Annotated in this window: 18 protein-coding genes and 4 tRNA genes; 14 read left to right on the top strand and 8 right to left on the bottom strand. The window is 58.7% G+C overall.

Annotation, left to right across the window (positions count from 1 at the left end; all coding sequences use genetic code 11):
• Positions 1-12 precede the first annotated feature (12 nt).
• From ACXZ1M_RS04520 to ACXZ1M_RS04505, 4 genes are all read left to right on the top strand, one after another.
• On the top strand, positions 13-1,209 hold the full coding sequence (locus ACXZ1M_RS04520) for an amino acid aminotransferase (RefSeq protein WP_459052002.1): 1,197 nt from the start codon (positions 13-15) through the stop codon (positions 1,207-1,209).
• Between the two features lie 113 nt (positions 1,210-1,322).
• Positions 1,323-1,398 (top strand) — tRNA-Asn (locus tag ACXZ1M_RS04515).
• Positions 1,399-1,531: 133 nt separating this feature from the next.
• Positions 1,532-1,607: transfer RNA gene (locus ACXZ1M_RS04510), tRNA-Asn, on the top strand.
• A 128-nt stretch (positions 1,608-1,735) separates the two neighbouring features.
• Positions 1,736-3,076, top strand: a complete 1,341-nt coding sequence (locus ACXZ1M_RS04505) for an ATP-binding protein (RefSeq protein ID WP_459052001.1) — start codon at positions 1,736-1,738, stop codon at positions 3,074-3,076.
• Positions 3,077-3,081: 5 nt separating this feature from the next.
• Here the strand turns inward: ACXZ1M_RS04505 and ACXZ1M_RS04500 are convergent, their stop codons facing one another.
• Positions 3,082-4,092, bottom strand: a complete 1,011-nt coding sequence (locus ACXZ1M_RS04500; protein ID WP_459052000.1) for a glycoside hydrolase family 43 protein — start codon at positions 4,090-4,092, stop codon at positions 3,082-3,084.
• Between the two features lie 9 nt (positions 4,093-4,101).
• Positions 4,102-5,592, bottom strand: a complete 1,491-nt coding sequence (locus ACXZ1M_RS04495; RefSeq protein WP_459051999.1) for an MFS transporter — start codon at positions 5,590-5,592, stop codon at positions 4,102-4,104.
• 294 nt (positions 5,593-5,886) lie between these two features.
• On the opposite strand from ACXZ1M_RS04495, the gene ACXZ1M_RS04490 reads away from it, so the two are divergent.
• The 6 genes from ACXZ1M_RS04490 (at position 5,887) to ACXZ1M_RS04465 (ending at position 11,461) form a co-directional block, all read left to right on the top strand.
• Entirely contained in the window at positions 5,887-6,585 is a 699-nt protein-coding gene (locus tag ACXZ1M_RS04490; protein ID WP_459051998.1) for a DUF3334 family protein, read from the top strand.
• A 423-nt stretch (positions 6,586-7,008) separates the two neighbouring features.
• Positions 7,009-9,195: a TonB-dependent receptor gene (locus ACXZ1M_RS04485; RefSeq protein ID WP_459051997.1), complete on the top strand. Its 2,187-nt coding sequence runs from the start codon at positions 7,009-7,011 to the stop codon at positions 9,193-9,195.
• Between the two features lie 58 nt (positions 9,196-9,253).
• A tRNA-Asn gene (locus ACXZ1M_RS04480) sits at positions 9,254-9,329 on the top strand.
• A gap of 204 nt (positions 9,330-9,533) precedes the next feature.
• Positions 9,534-10,061 (top strand): hypothetical protein, encoded by a 528-nt coding sequence (locus tag ACXZ1M_RS04475; RefSeq protein ID WP_459051996.1) that lies wholly within the window; start codon positions 9,534-9,536, stop codon positions 10,059-10,061.
• 19 nt (positions 10,062-10,080) lie between these two features.
• Entirely contained in the window at positions 10,081-10,893 is an 813-nt protein-coding gene (locus ACXZ1M_RS04470; RefSeq protein WP_459051995.1) for a hypothetical protein, read from the top strand.
• A gap of 166 nt (positions 10,894-11,059) precedes the next feature.
• Positions 11,060-11,461 carry a VOC family protein gene (locus ACXZ1M_RS04465; protein ID WP_459051994.1) on the top strand — a complete coding sequence of 134 codons (402 nt, stop codon included), beginning with the start codon at positions 11,060-11,062 and terminating at the stop codon, positions 11,459-11,461.
• A 3-nt stretch (positions 11,462-11,464) separates the two neighbouring features.
• Here the strand turns inward: ACXZ1M_RS04465 and ACXZ1M_RS04460 are convergent, their stop codons facing one another.
• Entirely contained in the window at positions 11,465-12,622 is a 1,158-nt protein-coding gene (locus tag ACXZ1M_RS04460) for a sterol desaturase family protein (protein ID WP_459051993.1), read from the bottom strand.
• Positions 12,623-12,809: 187 nt separating this feature from the next.
• Here ACXZ1M_RS04460 and ACXZ1M_RS04455 point away from each other — a divergent pair, with 187 nt between their 5' ends.
• Positions 12,810-13,574 (top strand): substrate-binding periplasmic protein, encoded by a 765-nt coding sequence (locus ACXZ1M_RS04455; RefSeq protein ID WP_459051992.1) that lies wholly within the window; start codon positions 12,810-12,812, stop codon positions 13,572-13,574.
• 27 nt (positions 13,575-13,601) lie between these two features.
• Complete coding sequence (locus tag ACXZ1M_RS04450; protein WP_459051991.1) at positions 13,602-14,162, top strand: DUF1353 domain-containing protein; 561 nt, start codon at positions 13,602-13,604, stop codon at positions 14,160-14,162.
• 39 nt (positions 14,163-14,201) lie between these two features.
• Here ACXZ1M_RS04450 and ACXZ1M_RS04445 read toward each other — a convergent pair whose 3' ends face one another.
• Positions 14,202-14,897, bottom strand: a complete 696-nt coding sequence (locus ACXZ1M_RS04445; RefSeq protein ID WP_459051990.1) for a PEP-CTERM sorting domain-containing protein — start codon at positions 14,895-14,897, stop codon at positions 14,202-14,204.
• Between the two features lie 183 nt (positions 14,898-15,080).
• On the opposite strand from ACXZ1M_RS04445, the gene ACXZ1M_RS04440 reads away from it, so the two are divergent.
• A tRNA-Asn gene (locus ACXZ1M_RS04440) sits at positions 15,081-15,156 on the top strand.
• Between the two features lie 59 nt (positions 15,157-15,215).
• Here the strand turns inward: ACXZ1M_RS04440 and ACXZ1M_RS04435 are convergent.
• Together ACXZ1M_RS04435 and ACXZ1M_RS04430 are read right to left on the bottom strand one after the other, a co-directional pair.
• Entirely contained in the window at positions 15,216-15,545 is a 330-nt protein-coding gene (locus ACXZ1M_RS04435; RefSeq protein WP_459051989.1) for a DUF2322 family protein, read from the bottom strand.
• A gap of 30 nt (positions 15,546-15,575) precedes the next feature.
• A complete protein-coding gene (locus ACXZ1M_RS04430; RefSeq protein ID WP_459051988.1) occupies positions 15,576-17,222 on the bottom strand; it encodes an FKBP-type peptidyl-prolyl cis-trans isomerase in 1,647 nt (548 codons plus the stop codon).
• Between the two features lie 138 nt (positions 17,223-17,360).
• On the opposite strand from ACXZ1M_RS04430, the gene ACXZ1M_RS04425 reads away from it, so the two are divergent.
• Complete coding sequence (locus ACXZ1M_RS04425; RefSeq protein ID WP_459051987.1) at positions 17,361-18,092, top strand: NF038120 family PEP-CTERM protein; 732 nt, start codon at positions 17,361-17,363, stop codon at positions 18,090-18,092.
• Between the two features lie 71 nt (positions 18,093-18,163).
• On the opposite strand, the gene ACXZ1M_RS04420 is transcribed toward ACXZ1M_RS04425, so the two are convergent.
• A complete protein-coding gene (locus tag ACXZ1M_RS04420) occupies positions 18,164-18,625 on the bottom strand; it encodes a hypothetical protein (RefSeq protein ID WP_459051986.1) in 462 nt (153 codons plus the stop codon).
• A gap of 351 nt (positions 18,626-18,976) precedes the next feature.
• On the bottom strand, positions 18,977-20,128 hold the full coding sequence (locus ACXZ1M_RS04415; RefSeq protein ID WP_459051985.1) for a GGDEF domain-containing protein: 1,152 nt from the start codon (positions 20,126-20,128) through the stop codon (positions 18,977-18,979).
• Positions 20,129-20,230 lie beyond the last annotated feature (102 nt).

The raw sequence follows: 20,230 nt of genomic DNA, 5'->3' as shown, positions 1-20,230 counted from the left end.
TCCAATCTTATCATGACGAATCCTAGCTTGTTCAGCGCCATCGACATGGCACCACGCGACCCTATCCTGGGTATTACCGAAGCCTTTAACGCCGACCAGAATCCTCAGAAGATTAATCTGGGTGTAGGCGTTTATTATGACGACAACGGTAAAGTGCCGCTGCTATCGTGCGTACAGAAAGCGGAAGAAATCCTGATCGCCACGCCGGCCCCGCGCACCTACCTGCCGATCGAAGGCCTGGCTGCCTACGACAAGGCGGTGCAAGAGCTGGTATTTGGCGCCGACAGCGCTGTTTTGCAAGAGAGGCGCGCAGTCACCGTGCAAGCCATCGGCGGCACCGGCGCACTGAAAATCGGCGCCGACTTCCTGAAGCGCTTTGCGCCGGATTCGGACGTCTACATCAGCGACCCAAGCTGGGAAAACCACCGCGCCCTGTTCGAGAGCGCCGGTTTCAAAGTCAACAACTACGCCTACTTCGATTCGGCCACTCACGGCGTGAATTTCGCCGGCATGATCGCCGACATCAAGGCCATGCCGCGCGGCGCCATCGTGCTGCTGCACGCTTGCTGCCACAACCCGACCGGCGCCGACCTGACCTCGGCCCAGTGGGATGAAGTGATCGCCGCCGTTACCGCCGGCGGCCTGGTGCCGTTCCTGGATATGGCCTACCAAGGCTTCGGCGCGGGCATCGACGAAGACGGCGCCGTGGTGCGTCGCTTCGCCGCAGCCGGCGGTCCGCTACTGGTGTCGAACTCGTTCTCGAAATCGTTCTCGCTGTACGGCGAGCGCGTGGGCGCGCTGAGCGTGGTGGCCGCCACCTCGGAAGAGGCGGCCCGCCTGATGTCGCAACTGAAGCGCGTGGTGCGCACCAACTACTCCAACCCGCCGGTACACGGCGGCAAGGTCGTGGCGACCGTGCTGACCACGCCTGAACTGCGCCAGATGTGGGAAGACGAACTGGCGGCGATGCGCGTGCGCATCAAGGCCATGCGCGAAGACTTCGTGGTCAAGCTGCAAGCCAAGGGCCATGATTTCGCCTTCGTGCGCGACCAGGTCGGCATGTTCTCGTACTCGGGCCTGAGCAAGGCGCAAGTGGAGCAACTGCGCGCGAAATCGATCTACGCCGTCGACACCGGCCGCATCTGCGTGGCCGCGTTGAACTCGCGCAATATCGATATCGTTATTGACGCCATCGCTGAAGTGCTCTAAACTCTTGTTTCTTCGCGTTGAGCTGTAAAGCTTGATACGAAAGGCAGCATGAAATACCGCAGTAAATCGCACCTTGCCGGTACGAAAGAAACAGTATAAAATGTTGCCTCTAATCCCTGATAGCTCAGTTGGTAGAGCGACGGACTGTTAATCCGCAGGTCCCTGGTTCGAGTCCAGGTCGGGGAGCCAGAATTGAAAAAAAGCCAGTGATCACTCACTGGCTTTTTTTATTTTCGTGGTCGATTGCAAAAAGCCGGCATGAAAAAAATTGCTCGCAACACTAGTAAAAAGCGAATTGGGCCGTTATAATTCTGGCCTCAATTCCCTGATAGCTCAGTTGGTAGAGCGACGGACTGTTAATCCGCAGGTCCCTGGTTCGAGTCCAGGTCGGGGAGCCAGAATACAGTAGCATGCCAAGAACCCAGCCCTAAACAGGTTGGGTTTTTTGTTTTTCGGCCGTAATATTCCACAAATGTTGCCTAAATAGGCCTAACATTGGTGCTTCCGCATCATGGAGAGTGCCGAGATGGGCCAGCAGCATATCGTTCCCGATGAGTTCTTGCGCAAGTGGCAGCAAACCACCAATGTAATGGCGGGCATCTTCGATGTGCCGGCCGGGTTGATCATGCGCGTTTGGCCGCAGCAGATCGAGGTGCTGGTCGCCAGTCACACGCCGGGCAATCCCTATGAGGAAGGCGAGAAAGCCAACCTGAACACCGGCTTGTACTGCGAAACGGTGATGGCCACGCGCTCCTTGCTTGAAGTGCCGCATGCACTTGAGGATGCGCACTGGGAAAGCAATCCCGACGTTGCGCTGGACATGATTTCCTATCTCGGGGTGCCGCTGGTGTGGCCGGATGACGAGGTGTTCGGCACCATCTGCGTGCTCGATAGCAAAAAGCGCGAGTACCAGCAGCGCTATGTCGAGTTGCTATGGGAAATCAAGCGTTCCATCGAGGCGGACTTCAGGATCATCGAACAGCAGCAGAAGCTGATCGTCAGCAATGCCAGCCTGTCCAGCGCCAACCAGGCGCTGTCGCAAAGCAATGCGGAGCTGAGGGCCGCGCTCGACCAAGTCAACGCGATGCAGGGCGAATTGCTGCGTGCCGAGAAGATGTCGGCGCTGGGCAATCTGGTGGCGGGCGTGGCGCATGAGCTCAACACCCCGATCGGCAACGGCCTGATGGCGGCCAGCACGCTCAAAGGCAACGCCGAGAGCATCGCCAAGGAGCTGGAAGCCGGCGTGACACGCAAGCGCATGCTCGATTTTATCGACGGCATAGCGCAGGGCGCCGATATCCTGCTGCATTGCCTGGGACGGGCGGCCGAGTTGGTGGACAGCTTCAAGCAGGTGGCGGTGGACCAGTCCAGCACCCGCCGGCGGCAATTCGATTTGAAGCAGACCTTCGGCGACGCGCTGGCGACGCTGGGCAATGTGATACGCAAGAGCGGACATCAGGTGCATTGCGATGTGCCGGATGGGATCGTTCTGGATAGCTATCCGGGGCCACTGGAGCAAGCGCTGCTGAATCTGGTCAACAATGGGCTGGTGCATGCCTTCCCGGACGGATGGCAGGGGCAGATCCGCATCACGGCGCGGCTGCAGGGGGATGACTGGGTGGAGGTGCGTGTCAGCGATGATGGTGTCGGCATTCCGCCGGCCAACCTGGCGCGTGTCTTCGATCCATTCTTCACTACGCGGCTGGGGCAGGGCGGCAGCGGCTTGGGATTGCACGTTGTGTACAACCAGGTCACCACCGCCTTGCACGGCAGCGTGCGGGTCGACAGCGAGCCGGGGCAGGGCGCATGTTTCACCCTGCGCCTGCCGCGCGTGGCGCCGCCCGCTCCGGACCTGCCGCCGGCCTGATCTTCTTACTTGCCGTATGGATCGATGGTCTTGATGCCGCCGTTTTCGTCGTAGAACAATTCCGTCACCTTCACCGAGCGCAGGTGGGTGATGCCTTGCGACAGGCTGCTGTCGTGGTAGTACAGGAACCAGCGGCCTTCGAATTCCACGATCGAGTGGTGGGTGGTCCAGCCGATCACCGGCGTCAGGATCTGGCCCTGATAGGTGAACGGGCCGTAGGGATTGTCGCCCACCGCGTAGCACAGGAAGTGGGTGTCGCCGGTCGAGTAGGAGAAGTAGTACTTGCCCTGGTACTTGTGCATCCACGGGCCTTCGAAGTAGCGGCGGTCGTGGTCGCCGGCCAGCAGCGGCTGGCCGTTTTCGTCCAGGATCACCACTTCGCGCGGCGTCTCGGCAAAACCTTTCATGTCTGCCGTCAGGCGCGCGACGCGCGCGCCCAGCGCCGGCTGGTCGTCGGCCGGCTCTTCATTGCCGGCGGCGTAGGTGTTGTCGCGGTACTTCTGCAACTGGCCGCCCCAGATGCCGCCGAAGTACATATAGTGCTCACCCTGGTCTTCAAACACCGCAGGATCGATCGAATAGCTGCCCTCGATGGCGGTCGGCTCCGGCGTGAACGGGCCTTGCGGCTGCTCGCCCACGGCCACGCCGATCTGGAAGATGCCGTCCGCGCGCTTGGCCGGGAAATACAGGTAGTACTTGCCGTCCTTGACGGCGGCGTCCGGCGCCCACATCTGGCGCTCGGCCCAAGGCACGTCCTTGATGTGCAGGGCGACGCCGTGGTCGGTGGTGGCGCCGTCCGGGTTGTCCATCGACAGCACGTGGTAATCCTCCATGCCGAAGTGGTCGCCGTTGTCGTTGAAGGGGATGCCCGCTTCAATGTCGTGCGATGGATAGATGTAGAGCTTGCCGTTGAACACGTGGGCCGACGGATCGGCCGTGTAGATATGCGAAACCAGCGGCTGCGAGATGGCGCGCAGCAGGGCTTGTTGTTCGGCTGGCGTCAGTTGTTCGGACATGATGTGGCCTTATGCGGTGGGTTGAGCGCGGCGTGCGTGCAGATCCAGTTCGATCGTGCGTTCGGCCGTTTTGTTGATTTCGTAGAAGTACAGCAGGCCCACGCCGACCAGGAACGGCAGCGAGGCGTACAGACTGATCGAGACGCGGATGCCGTCCGCCACCGTTTGCGGCTGCACGGTCTGGGCGCCATCGTAGCCATAGCCCGCCAGCAGCGCGGCAACCATGGCGCCGCCGATGCTGAGGCCGGCCTTGAGGCCGAAGATCATGGCCGAGAACAGCAGCGCGGTGGCGCGGCGGTTGTTTTTCCATTCCGAGTAGTCGGCGACGTCGGCGATCATGGCCCACAGCAGCGGGATGGTGATGCCGTAGAAGAAGCCGTGCAGGATTTGCGCGCCGAACACCAGGCCGATCGACGACGGCGAGAACATGTAGAACACCAGCATGAACAGGGTGGACACCAGCAGCGCCGCGCCATACACGTCGCGCTTGCCGAAGCGGTCGGCCAGCGACTTGGAGAAACCGATGCCGATGATCATGCAGATGATGCCGGCGCCGTTGAACAGGCTGAAGGCCGAGGTGGCGGGATCTTCCGGCCACTGGAACTTGGTCAGGCCGACGCTGTTGAGCGCGGCGTTCAGGTGCTCGATAAAGCCGATGAAGCCGATGTCCTTGAGGAACACGGCCAGCGCCGCTTCGCTCAGGTAGTTCTTGAAATAGTAGATGTACAGGCCGCCCTTGAGGGCCAGCGTGATGAACACCATGATGGTCAGCAGCAGCATCACCACCCACGGCTTGTTGCGCATCAGGTCGAGCAAGTCCTGGCCGATGCTGGAGCGCTGCTCGGCGGTCGGCACGATGCGTTCGCGCGTGGTGGCGAAGGCGATCAGGAAGCAGATGGTGCCGGCGAAGGCGAACAGCATCATGGTGTTGCGGAAGCCGACCACCTTGTCGCCGCCGCCGAGAATCAGCACCAGCGGCAGCAGCAGCACCTGGATGATCAGCTGGGCCACCATCACGGCGACGAAGCGGTAGGCCGACAGGCTGTTACGTTCCTGCATGCTGCCGGTGAGCACGCCGCTCAGTGCCGAGTAGGGCAGGTTGTTGGCCGAGTAGATCAGCAGCAGCGCCAGGTAGGTCAGGGTGGCGTAGATGATCTTGCCGTTGTCGCCCAGGTCCGGCGTGCTGAAGGCCAGGATGGCGATCAGGCCGAACGGGACGGCGGTCCACAGCAGCCACGGGCGGAACTTGCCCCAGCGGGTGGCGGTGCGGTCGGCGATCAGGCCCATGATGGGGTTGAAGCAGGCGCCCGTCAGGCCGCCGATGAAGATGATGGTGGCGGCGGCGTTGGCCGGAATCTTGTAGACGTCGGTGTAGAAAAAGGCGATGAAGGTGAGCAGGGTCTGGAAGATCAGATTGGCGGCGAGGTCGCCCAGGCTGTAGCCGATCTTTTCCAGACGGGGAAGCTTGCCCGTGGCGTTGGGTAGGGTTTGGTTCATCATGTCTCCGGCCTCTTTCGATGGTATTACCATCAAATTTTTTATTAAATGGATAGCGCAATCATTTGATTGTCACGTTTCCAGCCGGGGGCGTCAAGCGACATATCTTCAGCGGCGGCGTTTGGAATTCCCTGGCCTGACGCACGGATGCGCATTTTGCACCGAAATCTCACACAAATCCTCAAATCCTATGGACGGGAATCTTGCCACTCGGTATTCTGAACCATATTTCTTGGACAAGAATTTTGACCGGGGAAACAGGCTTTCATCTTTAGAAATCGAGTAGAGGTAGGAATTATGAGCGGCGAAAACGAAGCAGTTGTCTACGGCACCGAAGATTTGTTGGTGAGTCTGTGCAACTCGGTCACCCGGGTGTTGAACGTGGCAACGCAAAGCAAGGTGCATTATTCGGGCATGGTCCAGCGTATCACCAAGATCGGCCTGAAGCCCGACATCGGCTGCTTCGTGCTGTTCGATGGCGGCTTTACCGGCCTGGTGGTGCTGAACTTCGCCGCCGAGACGGCAATGGAGATCTACGAGCGCTACATGCTGCACATGGGCATGCCGAAGTCGGAACTGGCCAGCTCGCACACCTCGGACGAAGTGTCCAACATCCTCGGTGAACTGATGAACCAGATCGTCGGCGACTTCACCGGCAAGATCCGCCGCGAGTTGCAAACCAACATCACCCAGAACCAGCCGAAGATGCTGGTGCTGAACAAGCAGATCGTGCTGAGCGTCGATACGCCGCTGGACCGCCCGGAAATGCGCCGCGTCAGCTTCTACACCGAAACCAGCAATGTGTTCTACCTGGAACTGGCCATCGACCGCACCGAGTTCATCCGCCTGCATGACTTCGACGCCAGCGAAATCGACGATCCGGACGCCTTGCTCGACCAGCAACGCGACGCCCACCGCTCCGGTGGCGGCGGCTCGTCCAGCGTCTCGTCCGACGACAGCGACGCCGACGAACTGCTGAAATCGCTGGGCATGTAAGGCCCGCGCGCTTCCTCCCCACACGGCCAGCCTCGCGCTGGCCGTGCTGCATTTGTGGCAATTTTCCTACAATTGCCAACTCCCCCTTGGGCCCGATGCCGTCCCGACAAGCTTGCCTTCACCATGGCCGGGCGGGGAGGGGCGACGCGCCTAAGCCACTGATTATTCAGTTCTTACATAGGCTTAACCGAATTTCCAACCGTTAATGTAGTTTGGCTTATATTCAGCTTGCAATACATGGTATCAATCAATGAGAATATCGCCTTTCAAAAAAGTCAGTGCAATATTGCTAGCTACCGCGTGCGCCAACCGGCCGCCACGCGCTACCACGGTCACGACAGATGAGCGGGTGGTGACAATAAAAGAGAAAGCAGGAGACAACTGTTTTTAACTCTTTGCACTACATTTAAATCGGGAAATTGAATGATCAAACTGTCGAAGATGCACAAGCGCCTGCTGGCGCTGAGCGCCGTTATGCCTATCGGTACCGCCCTGGCACAAACCGCCACTGAACCGCAGCTGGAAACCGTGACCGTGACCGCCCAGCGCCGCGCGGAAAACATCAAGGATGTGCCGGTCTCCGTGACCATGCTCAACAATGAGAAACTGGACGTGCTGCTGTCCGGCGGCCAGGACATCCGCTTCCTGGCGGGCAAAGTGCCTTCGCTGAACGTGGAATCGTCGAACGGCCGTACCTTCCCGCGCTTCTACATCCGCGGCTACGGCAACACCGACTTCTCGACCTTCGCTTCGCAGCCCGTGTCGCTGATCTATGACGACGTAGTGCAAGAAAACGGCATCCTGAAAGGCTTCCCGGTCTTCGACGTGGCCGGCGTGGAAGTACTGCGCGGCCCGCAAGGCACCCTGTTCGGCCGCAACACCCCGGCCGGCGTGGTCAAGTTTGAATCGGTCAAGCCGAGCCTGGAAAAAATCGAAGGCTACTACAGCCTGTCGTGGGCCAGCCACAACACCACCAACCTCGAAGCCGCCGTCAACGTGCCGCTGTCGAGCGAGTGGGCGATGCGCGTGGCGACCCTGCGCCAGCACCGCGACGACTTCGTCGACAACACCTTCACCAAGCAGACCAATGCGCTGGAAGGCTACAACGAACACGCCGAGCGCGTGCAGTTCCTGTACAAGCCAAGCACCACCTTCAACGCGCTGTTCAACGTGCACGCGCGCTCGACCGACGGCAGCGCGCGCCTGTTCCGCGCCAACGCCATCAAGAAGGGCACCAACGACCTGGCTGACGGCTACGACTTCACCAAGATCAACACCAACGGCCTGAACTTCCAGAACATGCGCACCAACGGCGCCGGCGCGCGCCTGACCTGGGACCTGGGCTCGGTCAAGCTGTTCTCGATCACCGGCTACGAAGCCATCGATAACTACTACACCCGTGGCGACATCGACGGCGGCACGCCGACCGGTCCGGGCTTCATTCCCTTCCAGGTGCAAACCGCAGGCAGCGTTCCCGAGCTGAAGCAGTACAGCCAGGAATTCCGCGTTGAATCGAAGAACGCAGGTCCGCTGAACTGGCAGGCCGGCGTGTACTACTTCAAGGAAAGCGGCGACGGCGCCAGCGACAACTTCGACAGCACCACCCAGCTGCAGACCTCGCACCTGATGAGCCACCAGAACAACACCGCCTACGCGGCCTTCGGTTCGGTGACCTATGACGTGTCGAGCGACTTCACCGTGCGCGGCGGCGTGCGTTACACCCACGACGAAAAAGACTTCCGCACCGTCGAATCGTGGAACGTGACCCAGATCGGTCCGAAGTCGGTGGACGTGAGCAAGAACAAGGCGAACTGGGACCTGAGCGGCACCTACAAGATCAACAAGGACGTCAGCGCCTACGGCCGCGTAGCGACCGGCTTCCGCGCACCGTCGATCGCCGCAGCGTCGGCATCGGTACCGATCACCGTGGCCGATGCGGAAACCATCACCTCGTTCGAAGCCGGCGTCAAGGCCGACCTGTTCAACCGCCGCGCCCGCGCGTCGCTGAGCGTGTTCAACTACGACGTCAAGAACCAGCAGCTGACCGTGGTCGGCGGTAACTCCAACGTCACCAAGCTGATCAACGCTGCCAAGACCGCCGGTCGCGGCCTGGAAGGCGAGATCGAAGGTTTCGTGACCCCGGACTTCAAGGTCAGCCTGAGCGGTTCGTACAACTTCACCGAGATCAAGGATCCGAGCCTGTACGTGGCGAAATGCGCGCAGTGCACGATCACCGATCCGATCGGCGCCAACGGTCTGGTCTCGATCAACGGCAACCCGCTGCCGCAGGCTGCCAAGTACATCGTCAACGCCACCGCGCGCTACAACTGGCCGCTGGCCGATGGCAACCTGTTCGTGCTGACCGACTGGTCGTACCGCAGCAAGATCAACTTCTTCCTGTACGAGTCGAAGGAATTCACCGGCAAGAACCTGGTGGAAGGTGGTCTGCGCGTGGGTTACAACTGGGATGGCGGCAAGTACGAAGTGGCCGGCTTTGCACGTAACATCACCAACACCGAGCGTCTCATCGGTGGCATTGACTTCAACAACCTGACCGGCTTCGTCAACGAGCCGCGCCAGTTTGGCGTGCAATTCCGCGGCGGTTTCTAAAAAAATCGTCATTCAGCCTAGACAGCTGAAAACGGGCCGTATATAGTACGGCCTCTTTTCCCTGATAGCTCAGTTGGTAGAGCGACGGACTGTTAATCCGCAGGTCCCTGGTTCGAGTCCAGGTCGGGGAGCCAGAATACAGTAGCATGCCAAGAACCCAGCCCTAACCCGGCTGGGTTTTTGCGTTTTAGGACCCCGTTTATTTGTGCATGGTGGTCCGAGGTGACATTTTGTAGCATAGTGTAATGAATTGTTTTAGAAACAATCTGACACATTTTGCAAGTGTTCAAATGCTAATATCAATTAATGAATTATTTTTATTACCCGTGTGAGCTCATATGCTAGTCAAAAAAATATCAGTTGTAGCTTTTTGTGTGGCGGGAGGATTGTCATTTGAAAATGCTGTGGCTGATGAGCAGCGCAATGATATCTCTATGTTGATTCCTGATGCCTCTGAAGTGGCAAGTACCACTATTGTTATTACTCCACCTGGATTGATGACAAGAGCCCCTCTGACAGAAAATAAGTTATTGGAATTTGGATGTAATTATACTGAGAATGAAAAAAGAATTAGTGCAGTAATTAGTATTGTAAAAAACAATATAAAATATGATGAAAAAAAAGTAGGAAAATTCTATTTGCGTAATATCATCTATTTTAATTTAAAGAGCGGATTTAAAATAAGATATGTTTTCAGCGATGTGGTAAATAAAAATGAGGAAATCTATGGCGTAGCCAATGATGGGAGCAGAGGTAGCAACATGCCATTTTTAGCTCAAGGTGGTTTGTTAGTAGGTCTTAGGGAATGGATCTTAGATGATTCGGTTGAGAAAAAATCCGCCAAATGGTGTGTGGAACATAAATAACTAATTTCTAGAGAGAAAAATGACTGTTACGTTCAATGGTGGTGCCGGAGCAAGTGTATTCCAACAGCAGCTTTACTCAGAGGCAATGCTTTATCTATCGAAGTATGATGGCATGGGGCAAGTTCTCAATGCACTTGTTACTACAGATTTGAATATTAATTTCGTCTACAATGGGAATGATAGCTATAATCCGGGTACAAATACTATCTCTTGGGATCCTACGTCGGCATTAAATGTGGTCCAGGCGAACGGACAAGTAGGCGCACAGTCTGCCGCATTAGGTCTGTTTCATGAAATAAGTCATTGGCTTTATGCACATACTGGCAATCCATTATATGCGGAATTTTCTGCAACAAACTTTGAAACACAAGCAGCCATTTCTTTAGGTGAAGTCATTAGGCCTTCCTATAGCGCTGTATATGCATTTAATCCCTACGTTGTAATTAACAATCCCACAGCGCATTCTGGCGGAGGATACTGGCAAGCAATTGACGTTAACGGCAACCCTATTGTAGGAAGCCCGTACACTTCGAATAGCACTATTGTTTCAATTGCAGGCGGACCCACCGGAGCGCCTGGATCCACTACTGGTGGAGGTACTGGCAGCGGTGCGGGTGGTGGTGGCGAACATGGTGGCACTCCCGGAGGAGGGACAGGAACCACAGTCGGTACTGGACTGGGTGATACTTCTGGTGGTGGGGGCTCTGGCGGGGGACATTGGCAGTATCCTGTGCAGCTCGAATCCGTACATATCGGACCATATGACACAGCGGTCGTACAGTATGAACAGCCTGTTGTCATAGTCGGAGCGGCAGAACTTAGTCACATTTAAAAAATTAGTACATTTCTTGCGAGGGCCATTTAGCCCTTTTTGTTCGGTAATGGCAATTCTAACCAACGAGGCTCTGACGCCTAATCACGGCGGTGATGAATGATCGGGTCTTGCCTAAATAAGACGTTTCGAAGTTGACGCAATTCGCTAAAGGGAGTTACTTCAGATGAGCTTGTCATTCCATATCGATTTCAACGGACAATGCGAGGAGGCGTTCCGCTTCTACGCGGAACATCTCGGTGGACGAATCGGGACCATGTTGAAGGTGAAGGACTCGCCGATTCCTGCGAAGTCTGAATCGCACAGTGAGAAAATTGTTCATGCAAACATCTGCATCGACGGTGTCGAGCTGGCTGGTGCTGATGTCGATGCCGACAGGTATGCGAAGCCGGCAGGGTTCTATGTCCTGATGGGCGTTGATTCGGCGGACAAGGTCAGCTTGTTCTTCAACGCGCTGCAAACCGCCGGGCAGGTAGTGCTCGCGCCGCAGAAAACCTTTTGGTCGCCGTGCTACGCGATTGTGACGGATCGCTTCGGCGTTCCCTGGAAGATCAATTGCGGCACTTGACAGCTATTTTTGCGAATAGAACGGAAACCTCAGCTGCTTCAAGAAACCATCCGGCACGTAGTCGCCTTGCACGCCATACTTTTCTGGAAAACCTTTTTGGTCCTTGATGGCAGTACCGAACAGGTGGTCCAGGAAAGCATAGTGCGCCGCGTAGTTGCGGTCGATTGCGATGTCGTCCGAGGAGTGATGCCAATGATGGAAGTCCGGCGTGACGATCAAATACCGCAACGGCCCCCACGGCAGATGGACATTGGCGTGGTTGAACACCGCCGGGAATCCGACAATGATGATGTAGACGTCCATCACGCTTTTATCAAAGCCCAGCACGTACAGTCCTCCCAGCACGCCCACGCGAGTAAAGATCAGCTCGAGCATGTGCTGGCGCGAACCGGCCAGCCAGTCCATGGTCTTGGCTGAATGATGTACTACATGAAACCGCCACAGGAACGGTACCTCGTGATAACTGCGATGGAACCAATATTGCACCAGATCCGCGACCAGTATGCACAGCAGAAGCTGCGGCAGGAATGGAATGGCCTGCACCGCATCGTGCACACTCTCGTTGAGCATCCAGCGGAACAGGCGGTGGATAACGAAGTTCACCGTCAGCAGCGCCAAGCCTACTATGAAGTGGTTGACTGCGAAATGCACCATGTCCGTCTGCCATTCTTTTCGGAACATGAGCTGGCCTTTGTAGAGTGGGAAGATCTTTTCCAGGGCGGCGAAAATGATGGTGGAGCCAAGCAGGTCGAGGATGAACCAGTCCAAGCCTATGTAGGGTGTATGGTCGGGAAAGTCGGCGACGGGCACGTGGGAGCCACCGGCTGCCACGCTGACCAACACCAGCGCGCCGGCGACCGCGTTGAGGCGAATCTTGCGCTTGAATAGCACATTAAGCAGGCTAATTGAACCGGACAACACCAGCGCAGCAAATAGGACGTGACGTATCACGTCCGGCGAGTAGGCGCGTCGCAGTTCTGGTGTGGGCAGATATTGCGGGTAGTGGAAGGCGGCCACGCCCAGCAACGACAATATCGCCAGTGTTAGCGCCAGTACGCCGCTGGCCAGTCCCGATCCTTTTGGTAGCGGCCCACTTTGTTTGAATAGTTCCCCGGTTTCGTGAATCGCACCGCTGACTTCATCAATGACTTTGTTTTTCATCAAACTCCTCCAGGCGTTGCTAATTTGCAATTCTGGAAATGATAACCTAAGTCACGGCTGAGTATAAGGAGACTATGGTGACGCTTGATTTTTCTCAAGTGGTCTTACGACGCTGGCTAGCGGAAAGCTGGCGTCATTGCATGCTATCCTTCCAGAATCGCATTGTCCCCGGCTTGGGAGGCTCACGTTGCCATTTTCCGCGTCGCGCTTGCTGTTGTTGTGCACGGCCTGTTCCGCGCTGAGCATGCCTGCCTTCGGCATGACGTTGTGCGTGAGCGACCGGCCGGCCGCGCCGCTGATGTTTCCCGATCACGACGGCCAAGCCCAATACCTCGCCCGCGCCGGCGCACGCGCGGCCGGTGTCGAGCCGTCGTTCGTGGTGCTGCCGTGGCGGCGCTGTATCGAGGCGGTGCGCGCGGGACAAGTGGATGGGGTGCTGGGCGCGCAGGCGTTCAACGCCTATAAGGAGTTCATGCGCTTCCCGCTGAAGAATGGCTTGCCGGACAGGAGCTTTTCCGTGGGCATAGACACCTGGGTCTTCGTCACGCGCGCCGATCAGCCATTGCGCTGGGACGGCAGGACGCTGGCGGGCCTGAATACGCCGGTATCCTATCCGAGCGGCGTCAATGTGGTGCGGCTGATGCTGGATGAACTCGGCATTCGCAATTCCGACACCGCCAAGACGGCGCTGCAGTTGATGCACATGCTCAAAGCCAGCCGCTTTCAGGCAGTGGTGATCCGCGAGTCGGACGCCCAGGGTTTCCTGGCGCAGAACGAGTTCATATCGCTGCGCATCGTGGCGCCGGCGTTTTTACTCAGCGATGCCTATCTGGTGTTCAGCAATCAATACGCGGACAGCCATCCCGCAGTGGTCAGGGCGACCTGGGAGGCGATCCGCCGCATTCGCTCCAGCCGCGAGTGGACCGAGCTGGCGCCGACGCTGGCGCGATAGTTCAATCTGATACAAGGGGAGACCGCCATGTCGCATGGTTTTTTCTCGGGCAACCCGAAGACCGAGTGGCTGATCAACGCGGCCGGCAAGGACCGGGACATGCTGTTGCTGGAAGACTTCTGGTTCAAGGACCCCGGCGGCAAGCTGTGGTCTGCGCCAGCCGGTTCCATCGTCAACGGCGCCAGCATTCCGGAGTTTTTGTGGTCGACCGTCGGCAGTCCCTACACCGACGATTATCGACGCGCATCCATCGTGCATGACGTCGCGTGCGATGATCCGAGCGTGATCCGGCATGACGCCGACCGCATGTTCTACTATGCCTGCCTTGCCGGAGGCTGCAGCCTGAAACAGGCGCGTCTGCTGTACGCCGGCGTGCGGCTCGGCGCCTGGTCCGTCCAGGTGTTTCCGACGACGCTGCAACTGCGGGAGGGCATGATGCGGCGCGCGGAAGTTGCCAGTCCGGTGGCCGAGGAGATATTCTTGCGCAGCAAGTTGTCGGCCATTGCGCAAGACTTCCAGCAACTCGACGATGATGAAGACGATGTGCGCGCACTCGATGCGGTGATCGCGCAGCATATCAATATCTGAACGCCCCGGATGCGCGCCGGCACCCGAGGCTGTTGCGGACTAGGCCGAGCGTTTGCGGCGGGCGGCAACGCCCAACAGGACCAGGCCGGCGCCCAGCATGGCGTAGGTGCTGGGCTCAGGCACCGGCCCCATCAACAGAGTGACTTCGTTTTGATAGAGGCGAACCTCGTCGGACGTGAGCGCCATGGTTTCGCCGAGGAAGCCGTTGACGATGATCTGGTCGTTGTAGGTTTGCAGGATGCCGGAGTAGGAGCCCAGCGTGGCCAGGCTCGTCGCGCCGTCGAGCTCGCGCGAGAAGATGCCGTAGGTCGGATTGGTCAGCACTTGCGTGGCGCTGCTCAGGCCGGCGGACAGGGCTGCCGAGGTGATCTGCAAACCATACTCGTTGGCGCCGCCTTGGGTGACGCCCACGGTGGCGTCGTCGATGCTCTGCCAGTTACCGTAAATGAGTTTACCGCCGCCGCTCAGGTAGCCGCTCAGGTTCAGTGTGTGATACTCGTTGTCCAACTGAACCACCACGAGGTCATAGCCGCCGCCGATGGCCGCGTTGAAGGCGTTGTCGTCGGTCACGCTGGTGACGTTGACGCCCAAGCCTGCCAGCGCCGTCCCCCATACGTCATTGGCGTAGATGAAATCGTCGAACAGCAGCACATTGGCGGCGCTGGCGCCCGATGCCATGGCCACGCTTGCGAAGCTTGCGAGCAGGATTTTCCGTGTGAATTCGCCCAGTTTCATAGCCGCATCCCCTTTTTTTTGGTATGATTATGGAAACAAAAATAATGATAAAGTAACTTTCTTCCCAGGTACATCAGAATTGTGTTCCTTGTGACGTAAAAGGGACTTTTCAGGGCGGCTGGAGAAATATAGATTTTGGGGCTGGGCAAACGGAAGAGTGGCGGCTATAATGTTGGCCTCAATTCCCTGATAGCTCAGTTGGTAGAGCGACGGACTGTTAATCCGCAGGTCCCTGGTTCGAGTCCAGGTCGGGGAGCCAGAATTTGTAGTATTTCAAAAACCCAGCCCTCATCCGGCTGGGTTTTTGCGTTTTAGGCCTTACAGGCGTTTTACCTGCAGGGTTTGATCTGGCGTTTGAATGTTGAACAGGCGGTCGATGTTGGGATGTTTCCCCGGGTTGGCGCGGGCATCCTGTGTGTGTTCGGCATAAATCGTCAGGCCTGCCTGCGCTGCTTCGGGCGTAATCGCGCCGAGCTTTTCGGCCAGCCAGCAATAAACCCGGAGCGATCCTGCTTGGCCTGGTTTATTTTCAATCTTTGCCACGGAAGCGCCTGACTGGTCGATCAGTTCGATTGCCGCAACCGTATCCATCAAGGGAATCAGGGCGAGGTTGTCGGAAAATTTATCGCTGAAGTTTGTTAGTTGCATAGCTACTCTTACAAATGAAAGAAAAAAAGATTACTGAACGCTGATGAGTTCCACGTCGAACACCAGCGCCGCGTTGCCTGGAATGCTGGCGCCGCTACCGCTGGTGCCGTAGCCGAGCACGCTAGGAATGAGCAGGGTGCGCTTCCCGCCGATCTTCATGCCGGCCATGCCCTGGTCCCAGCCCTGGATCACATACCCGGCGCCCAGTTGGAAACTGAAACTGCCGCGCCCGGCCGAGGTGTCGAACTGCTTGCCCTTGAAGTCGGGCTTGGATGGATCGTACAGCCAGCCGGTGTAGTTGACCGTCAGCTTCTGTCCTGCCACGGTCGGGTTGCCGCTGCCGGCCAGGGTGTCGATCATCGTCAGCTTGGCCGGCTGGGCCGAGTCCGGCGTGGCGGTGTAGACCAGGTGGATGCCGTTGGAGTACAGCTCGTCCGCGCTCAGCAGGACGAGCGTGCCGTCGGCGCCGATGCGGTAGCTGAGCGAGCGGTTGAACGTGGCCTGGCCGCTGGTGCTGGTATGCGCCGCGCTCAGCTTGAGGATGGCGCTGCCACTGGCATTGCCGTCCGCCGTGACCGTATAGCTCAGCACGCGCTGACCGGTGCTGACGGCCTTGGTGGCGTCGGCGTAAAGCTGCTGGGTTGCATACACGCCGCCATCGCCGATCTTGGCTACTGGCGGCAGGCTGCGCTGGGCGCCGCTGCTGACGCCGTAATAATTGCCGGCTTGGCTGCTGCCGAGCAGGGCGTCGCTGCTGTCGAAATAGTCGTTGAGGGTCAACGCCAGTCGCGCCGGCGAGCAGGTGGTCAGGCCGAGGCTGACATTGGTCGTGGCCGGCAGCGCGCTGCCGCCTTCGAACGTGCCGCTGGTCGCGGCCAATGTGGTAAACGAGGCGTAACCGGTGCAGTTGCCCGAAAATGTCAGGTAATCGGTGGCCGGGGTGATGATGCGCTGATGATAGGCCGAGCGCAGCGGGAAGGTCTGCCCGAGGCCGGGGTAGCTGACGCCATATTCCAGGTAGCTGATGCCGTTCTGCACGGCGCCGGCGGTGCCGCCCTTGTTCTCGGCGCTCTCGCTGAAGCCGGTCAGCACGCCGGCGAAGGTGGCGCTCCTGGTGTCGAGGATGTTGACCCAGTAATCGATGCCAGGCTGGTCGCCAGCCCGGTTCAGCACGTTCTGATAGTACTGGTTGATCACGGCGGTATTGGTGGTGGCGTTGACGTACAGCGTGCGGAATTCGTCCGAGTCGACAAAGCCCTGGGCCGCCGAGCCGAGGTCGGCGCCCTGGTCGAGCACGCCGATCCAATAGCCGAGGCCGGCCACGTCCGGCGTGCGCGCGAAGGCGGCGCGGTACAGGCGGTAGGTCTGGCCCGGAATGCCGTCGATGTCAAACGACAGCGACGTGTCGCTGAAGCGCAAGCGTGCCGTTGCCGCCACCGTGCGTGGCGCCTCGCTGCCGGTCAAGTCCGTTACCAGGTAGCCTTCGGCGCTCGGCGCGATGCTGTAGTTGCCGCGCAAGCCATTGAAGACGATAGGCGCCGCCGCGCTGGTTTGTACCACGCTGCCCCCCATGCGCATGCGCTGGGGGGCAGCGGTGGACTGGCTCGCCGTGTCCCCGCCGCAGCCGGCGATGGTGAAGGCGATGATCAAACTGGCGCAAAGTAGGCGGGCACGCATCGTTGGTTCTTTCCGGAGGCGGTAAATCCGGTAGTGTAACTTATGAAGCTTTCTCTTTACGCAATCTTTGTTTTGTGATCTAGTGGGGTGTTGCAAAAATGGAATTCATTTTTAATAAAAACCACTTGGGGCTCATTCATGAAACAGTTGTTGCGATCCACGCTGGCCGCTGCTGCGGCGTTGTTATTTGCCGGGGCGGCCAACGCCTATATTATTGACTTTGAAAACGTGGACGCGAGCAACGTTCCGTTCGCTCCGCTGTTGCTGGGCGGCGACTACGTGACCCAAGGCGGCTATTTCGTTGACATGCAGGATATCAATGGCCCGGGTGGACTGATAGGCTCGCTCTCCAACGGCAATGACCCCGATACCTGCTATAACAGCGTATGCCCCAAAGATAATAAGACGAATTTCCTGAGTGTTCTCAATGATGGCATCGCCCACTTGGGGCACGTGAGCGGCGCGCAGGTTTTGTTCGGTGGCATGTCGGCAGCCTACATTCCGGTACTCGATGCGCCAGCGGGCAGCACCGTATACCTTGCGGTCGAGGCGGATCGGGCGGATGGCAGCTATGCGGCGTTCTACTATCCCCTTAAAAGCAGTGGCGCTTTCATGAATATCCCAACGACCGGCGGCGTCCGTCTGGGCGGCTCCGGCACCTTGACCGATGGCATCGTTACCGATCTGTTTGTCTACGGCTACTTCTGCGACGGCGGCACCGGGAGCTGTTCACGCTTCAGCACCAACCAAGGTCAGTTCGCATTGGACAATATCCTCCTGACGGCCGTGCCGGAACCGCAGACCTACGCCATGCTGTTGGCCGGCCTGTGCCTGATGGGTGTTGCCGCCCGTCGCAAAAATGCGGCGTGATCGACATGCCAGATAAAAAGCCCAGCCTTCGCAGGCTGGGCTTTTTGCATTTCGGCGCACTGGCGCAGTTCTTATTGGTGTTGCCTGGACCAGGTGCCAGCGCCGCCGGTGGACAGCAACCAGCTGCCAGCCATGGCGCTCGGCGAGCCGAGTGTGCCTTTGAAGGTGGGCGTCGAGACGCCGTTCGCAGTGAAGATAAAACTGAGGTTGCCGTTGGCGTCGATAGCGCCGCTCAGCCCGAAGGTGCCGCCCATGCCCGTGCTTTGGCAATTGCCCGCCAATTGTCCCGCCGGGGCCACCGTGAAGGTGCAGTAACCGTGATCGTCCCCGACGAAGGTCCCGGCCCAGCTGCCGGCGTAGCGTTCGGTGCCCAGTTTTTGGCGCTGGGTGCTGGCGTGGGAGTAGGCGACCAGCTCTTCGGTTGTGGTGGTCACGTAATTGTTTTGCGGCTTAGCGTCGGTATAGGTTTGGACGATGTCGCATTTGATGTTGACGCCGGAATCGGGATCGGCCCAGCAGGTTGATTCAGTCACCAGAGAGAGTTCCTGGGTGATGCGGGAGAGTGTGGTGATGTACTTGATAGTCGAGAAGGTGCCTGCTGCAGCCGTGATGGTTTCCTGACCCAGCACTTGGCCTTTTAGTGTCAGCGTGTCCGTCGACGTGTCGCTGGAGTGTGATGCTGGTGCTTGAACTGGTGGCGGAGCTGTTGCTCGTCTTGCTTTTACTAAAGGTGGTGCTTTGCTCGGTCAGAACTCGGTCCGGTAGAAAGTAGCCGTTGTCGGTTCTCTACCGCTGATCTTGGTCACGCGCACCGCTTTTTGCGTGGCGAAATCGCCCAAGGTAGCGGCCTTGCGACTAAAGACCGTTGGGGCCGGTGCTGGCTTTCAGGCAAGCGCCAGGACCGTTCGGTTGCGCCCCTCGGATTTGGCCTGGTAGAGGGCGGTGTCGGCGCGCCGCATGGCGTCCTGCGGCCGGTCGTACTCGGTGGCGAAGGTGGTTACGCCCAGGCTCAGGGTCACCTCCAGGCCGCCCATCATCTTGGTTTCGGCCACGCCGTTGCGGATGCGCTCGGCCAGCGTGTGGGCCGAGGTGATGCCGGTTTCGGGCAGGAGGATGGCGAATTCCTCGCCGCCGATCCGCCCCAGCGCGTCGCTGTTCCGCAGCAGCGCCTGTACAGTGTCGCACACGCCGATCAGCACGGCGTCGCCCGCCGCATGGCCGTAGGTGTCGTTGACCTTCTTGAAGTGGTCGATGTCGATCAAGATCATCGACAGCGGGCGCTGGTGGCGTAAGTGACGTGCCTGTTCGGTGTTGCATTGCTCAAGGAAGGCGCGGCGGTTCAGGATGCCGGTCAGCGAGTCGTGGCGCGACAGTTCGTTCAGCTGCGACTGGATTTTCCTGGAGGCGACCATGAAGAAGCCGGTGGAGAGCAGCAGCGGCACGGAGTTGGCGAACAACAGGTAGCAGATCTGCACCCAGTCCTCGGACAGGAAGTGCGCGTTGGGCTCCAGCGCGAACGCGCCGCTGACAAAGCGCACGAACATGAACAGCGCCGACACCATCAGCGATCCGGTAAAAAACCACGATACCGGATGGCGCTCGCCGTAACGCGCGGACACCACCGCCTGAATCGCGTACAGCGCGCAGCCGGTGGCCGTGAATGCCATCAGCCGCACCTGGTAGTTCGGCGACACCTGCAGAAACCACCAGATCAACAGGGTGATGGCCGCACAGGTCAACACCAGCAGTCGTGGACGGGGATTGACGCCGTAGAAGCGCAAGGTGCCGGCGGTCCAGTAGCAGGCCGCCGCCATGAACAGGCCGTTGCCGAGCACGACGGTGATGAGCTCGTGCCATTGGCCGCGCAACGCATACAGCGCGCTTGCGATCGAGAACAGGGCGGTGCCGGCAGCCCAGGCCAGCATGCCGCGCAGATGCTGGCCGAAGCTGCTCCTGAGGGTGAGCAAGATCAGCGTCATCAATGCCGCGAGGACGGAAGAGAAGAAGACGATGGTGCGCGGATCAAGCTGGATCATGGCGAGGCATTTCGCTGCTTGGAGACGGATGGTTGGATAGCTCATCCGGCGAATCGATATTACCATAATAGCCACAAAAGTTGGGAGAGGGATATCAGCGGC

This window comes from Duganella paludis, from assembly GCF_054461335.1.
This window is presented reverse-complemented; position numbering and strand designations above follow the sequence as displayed.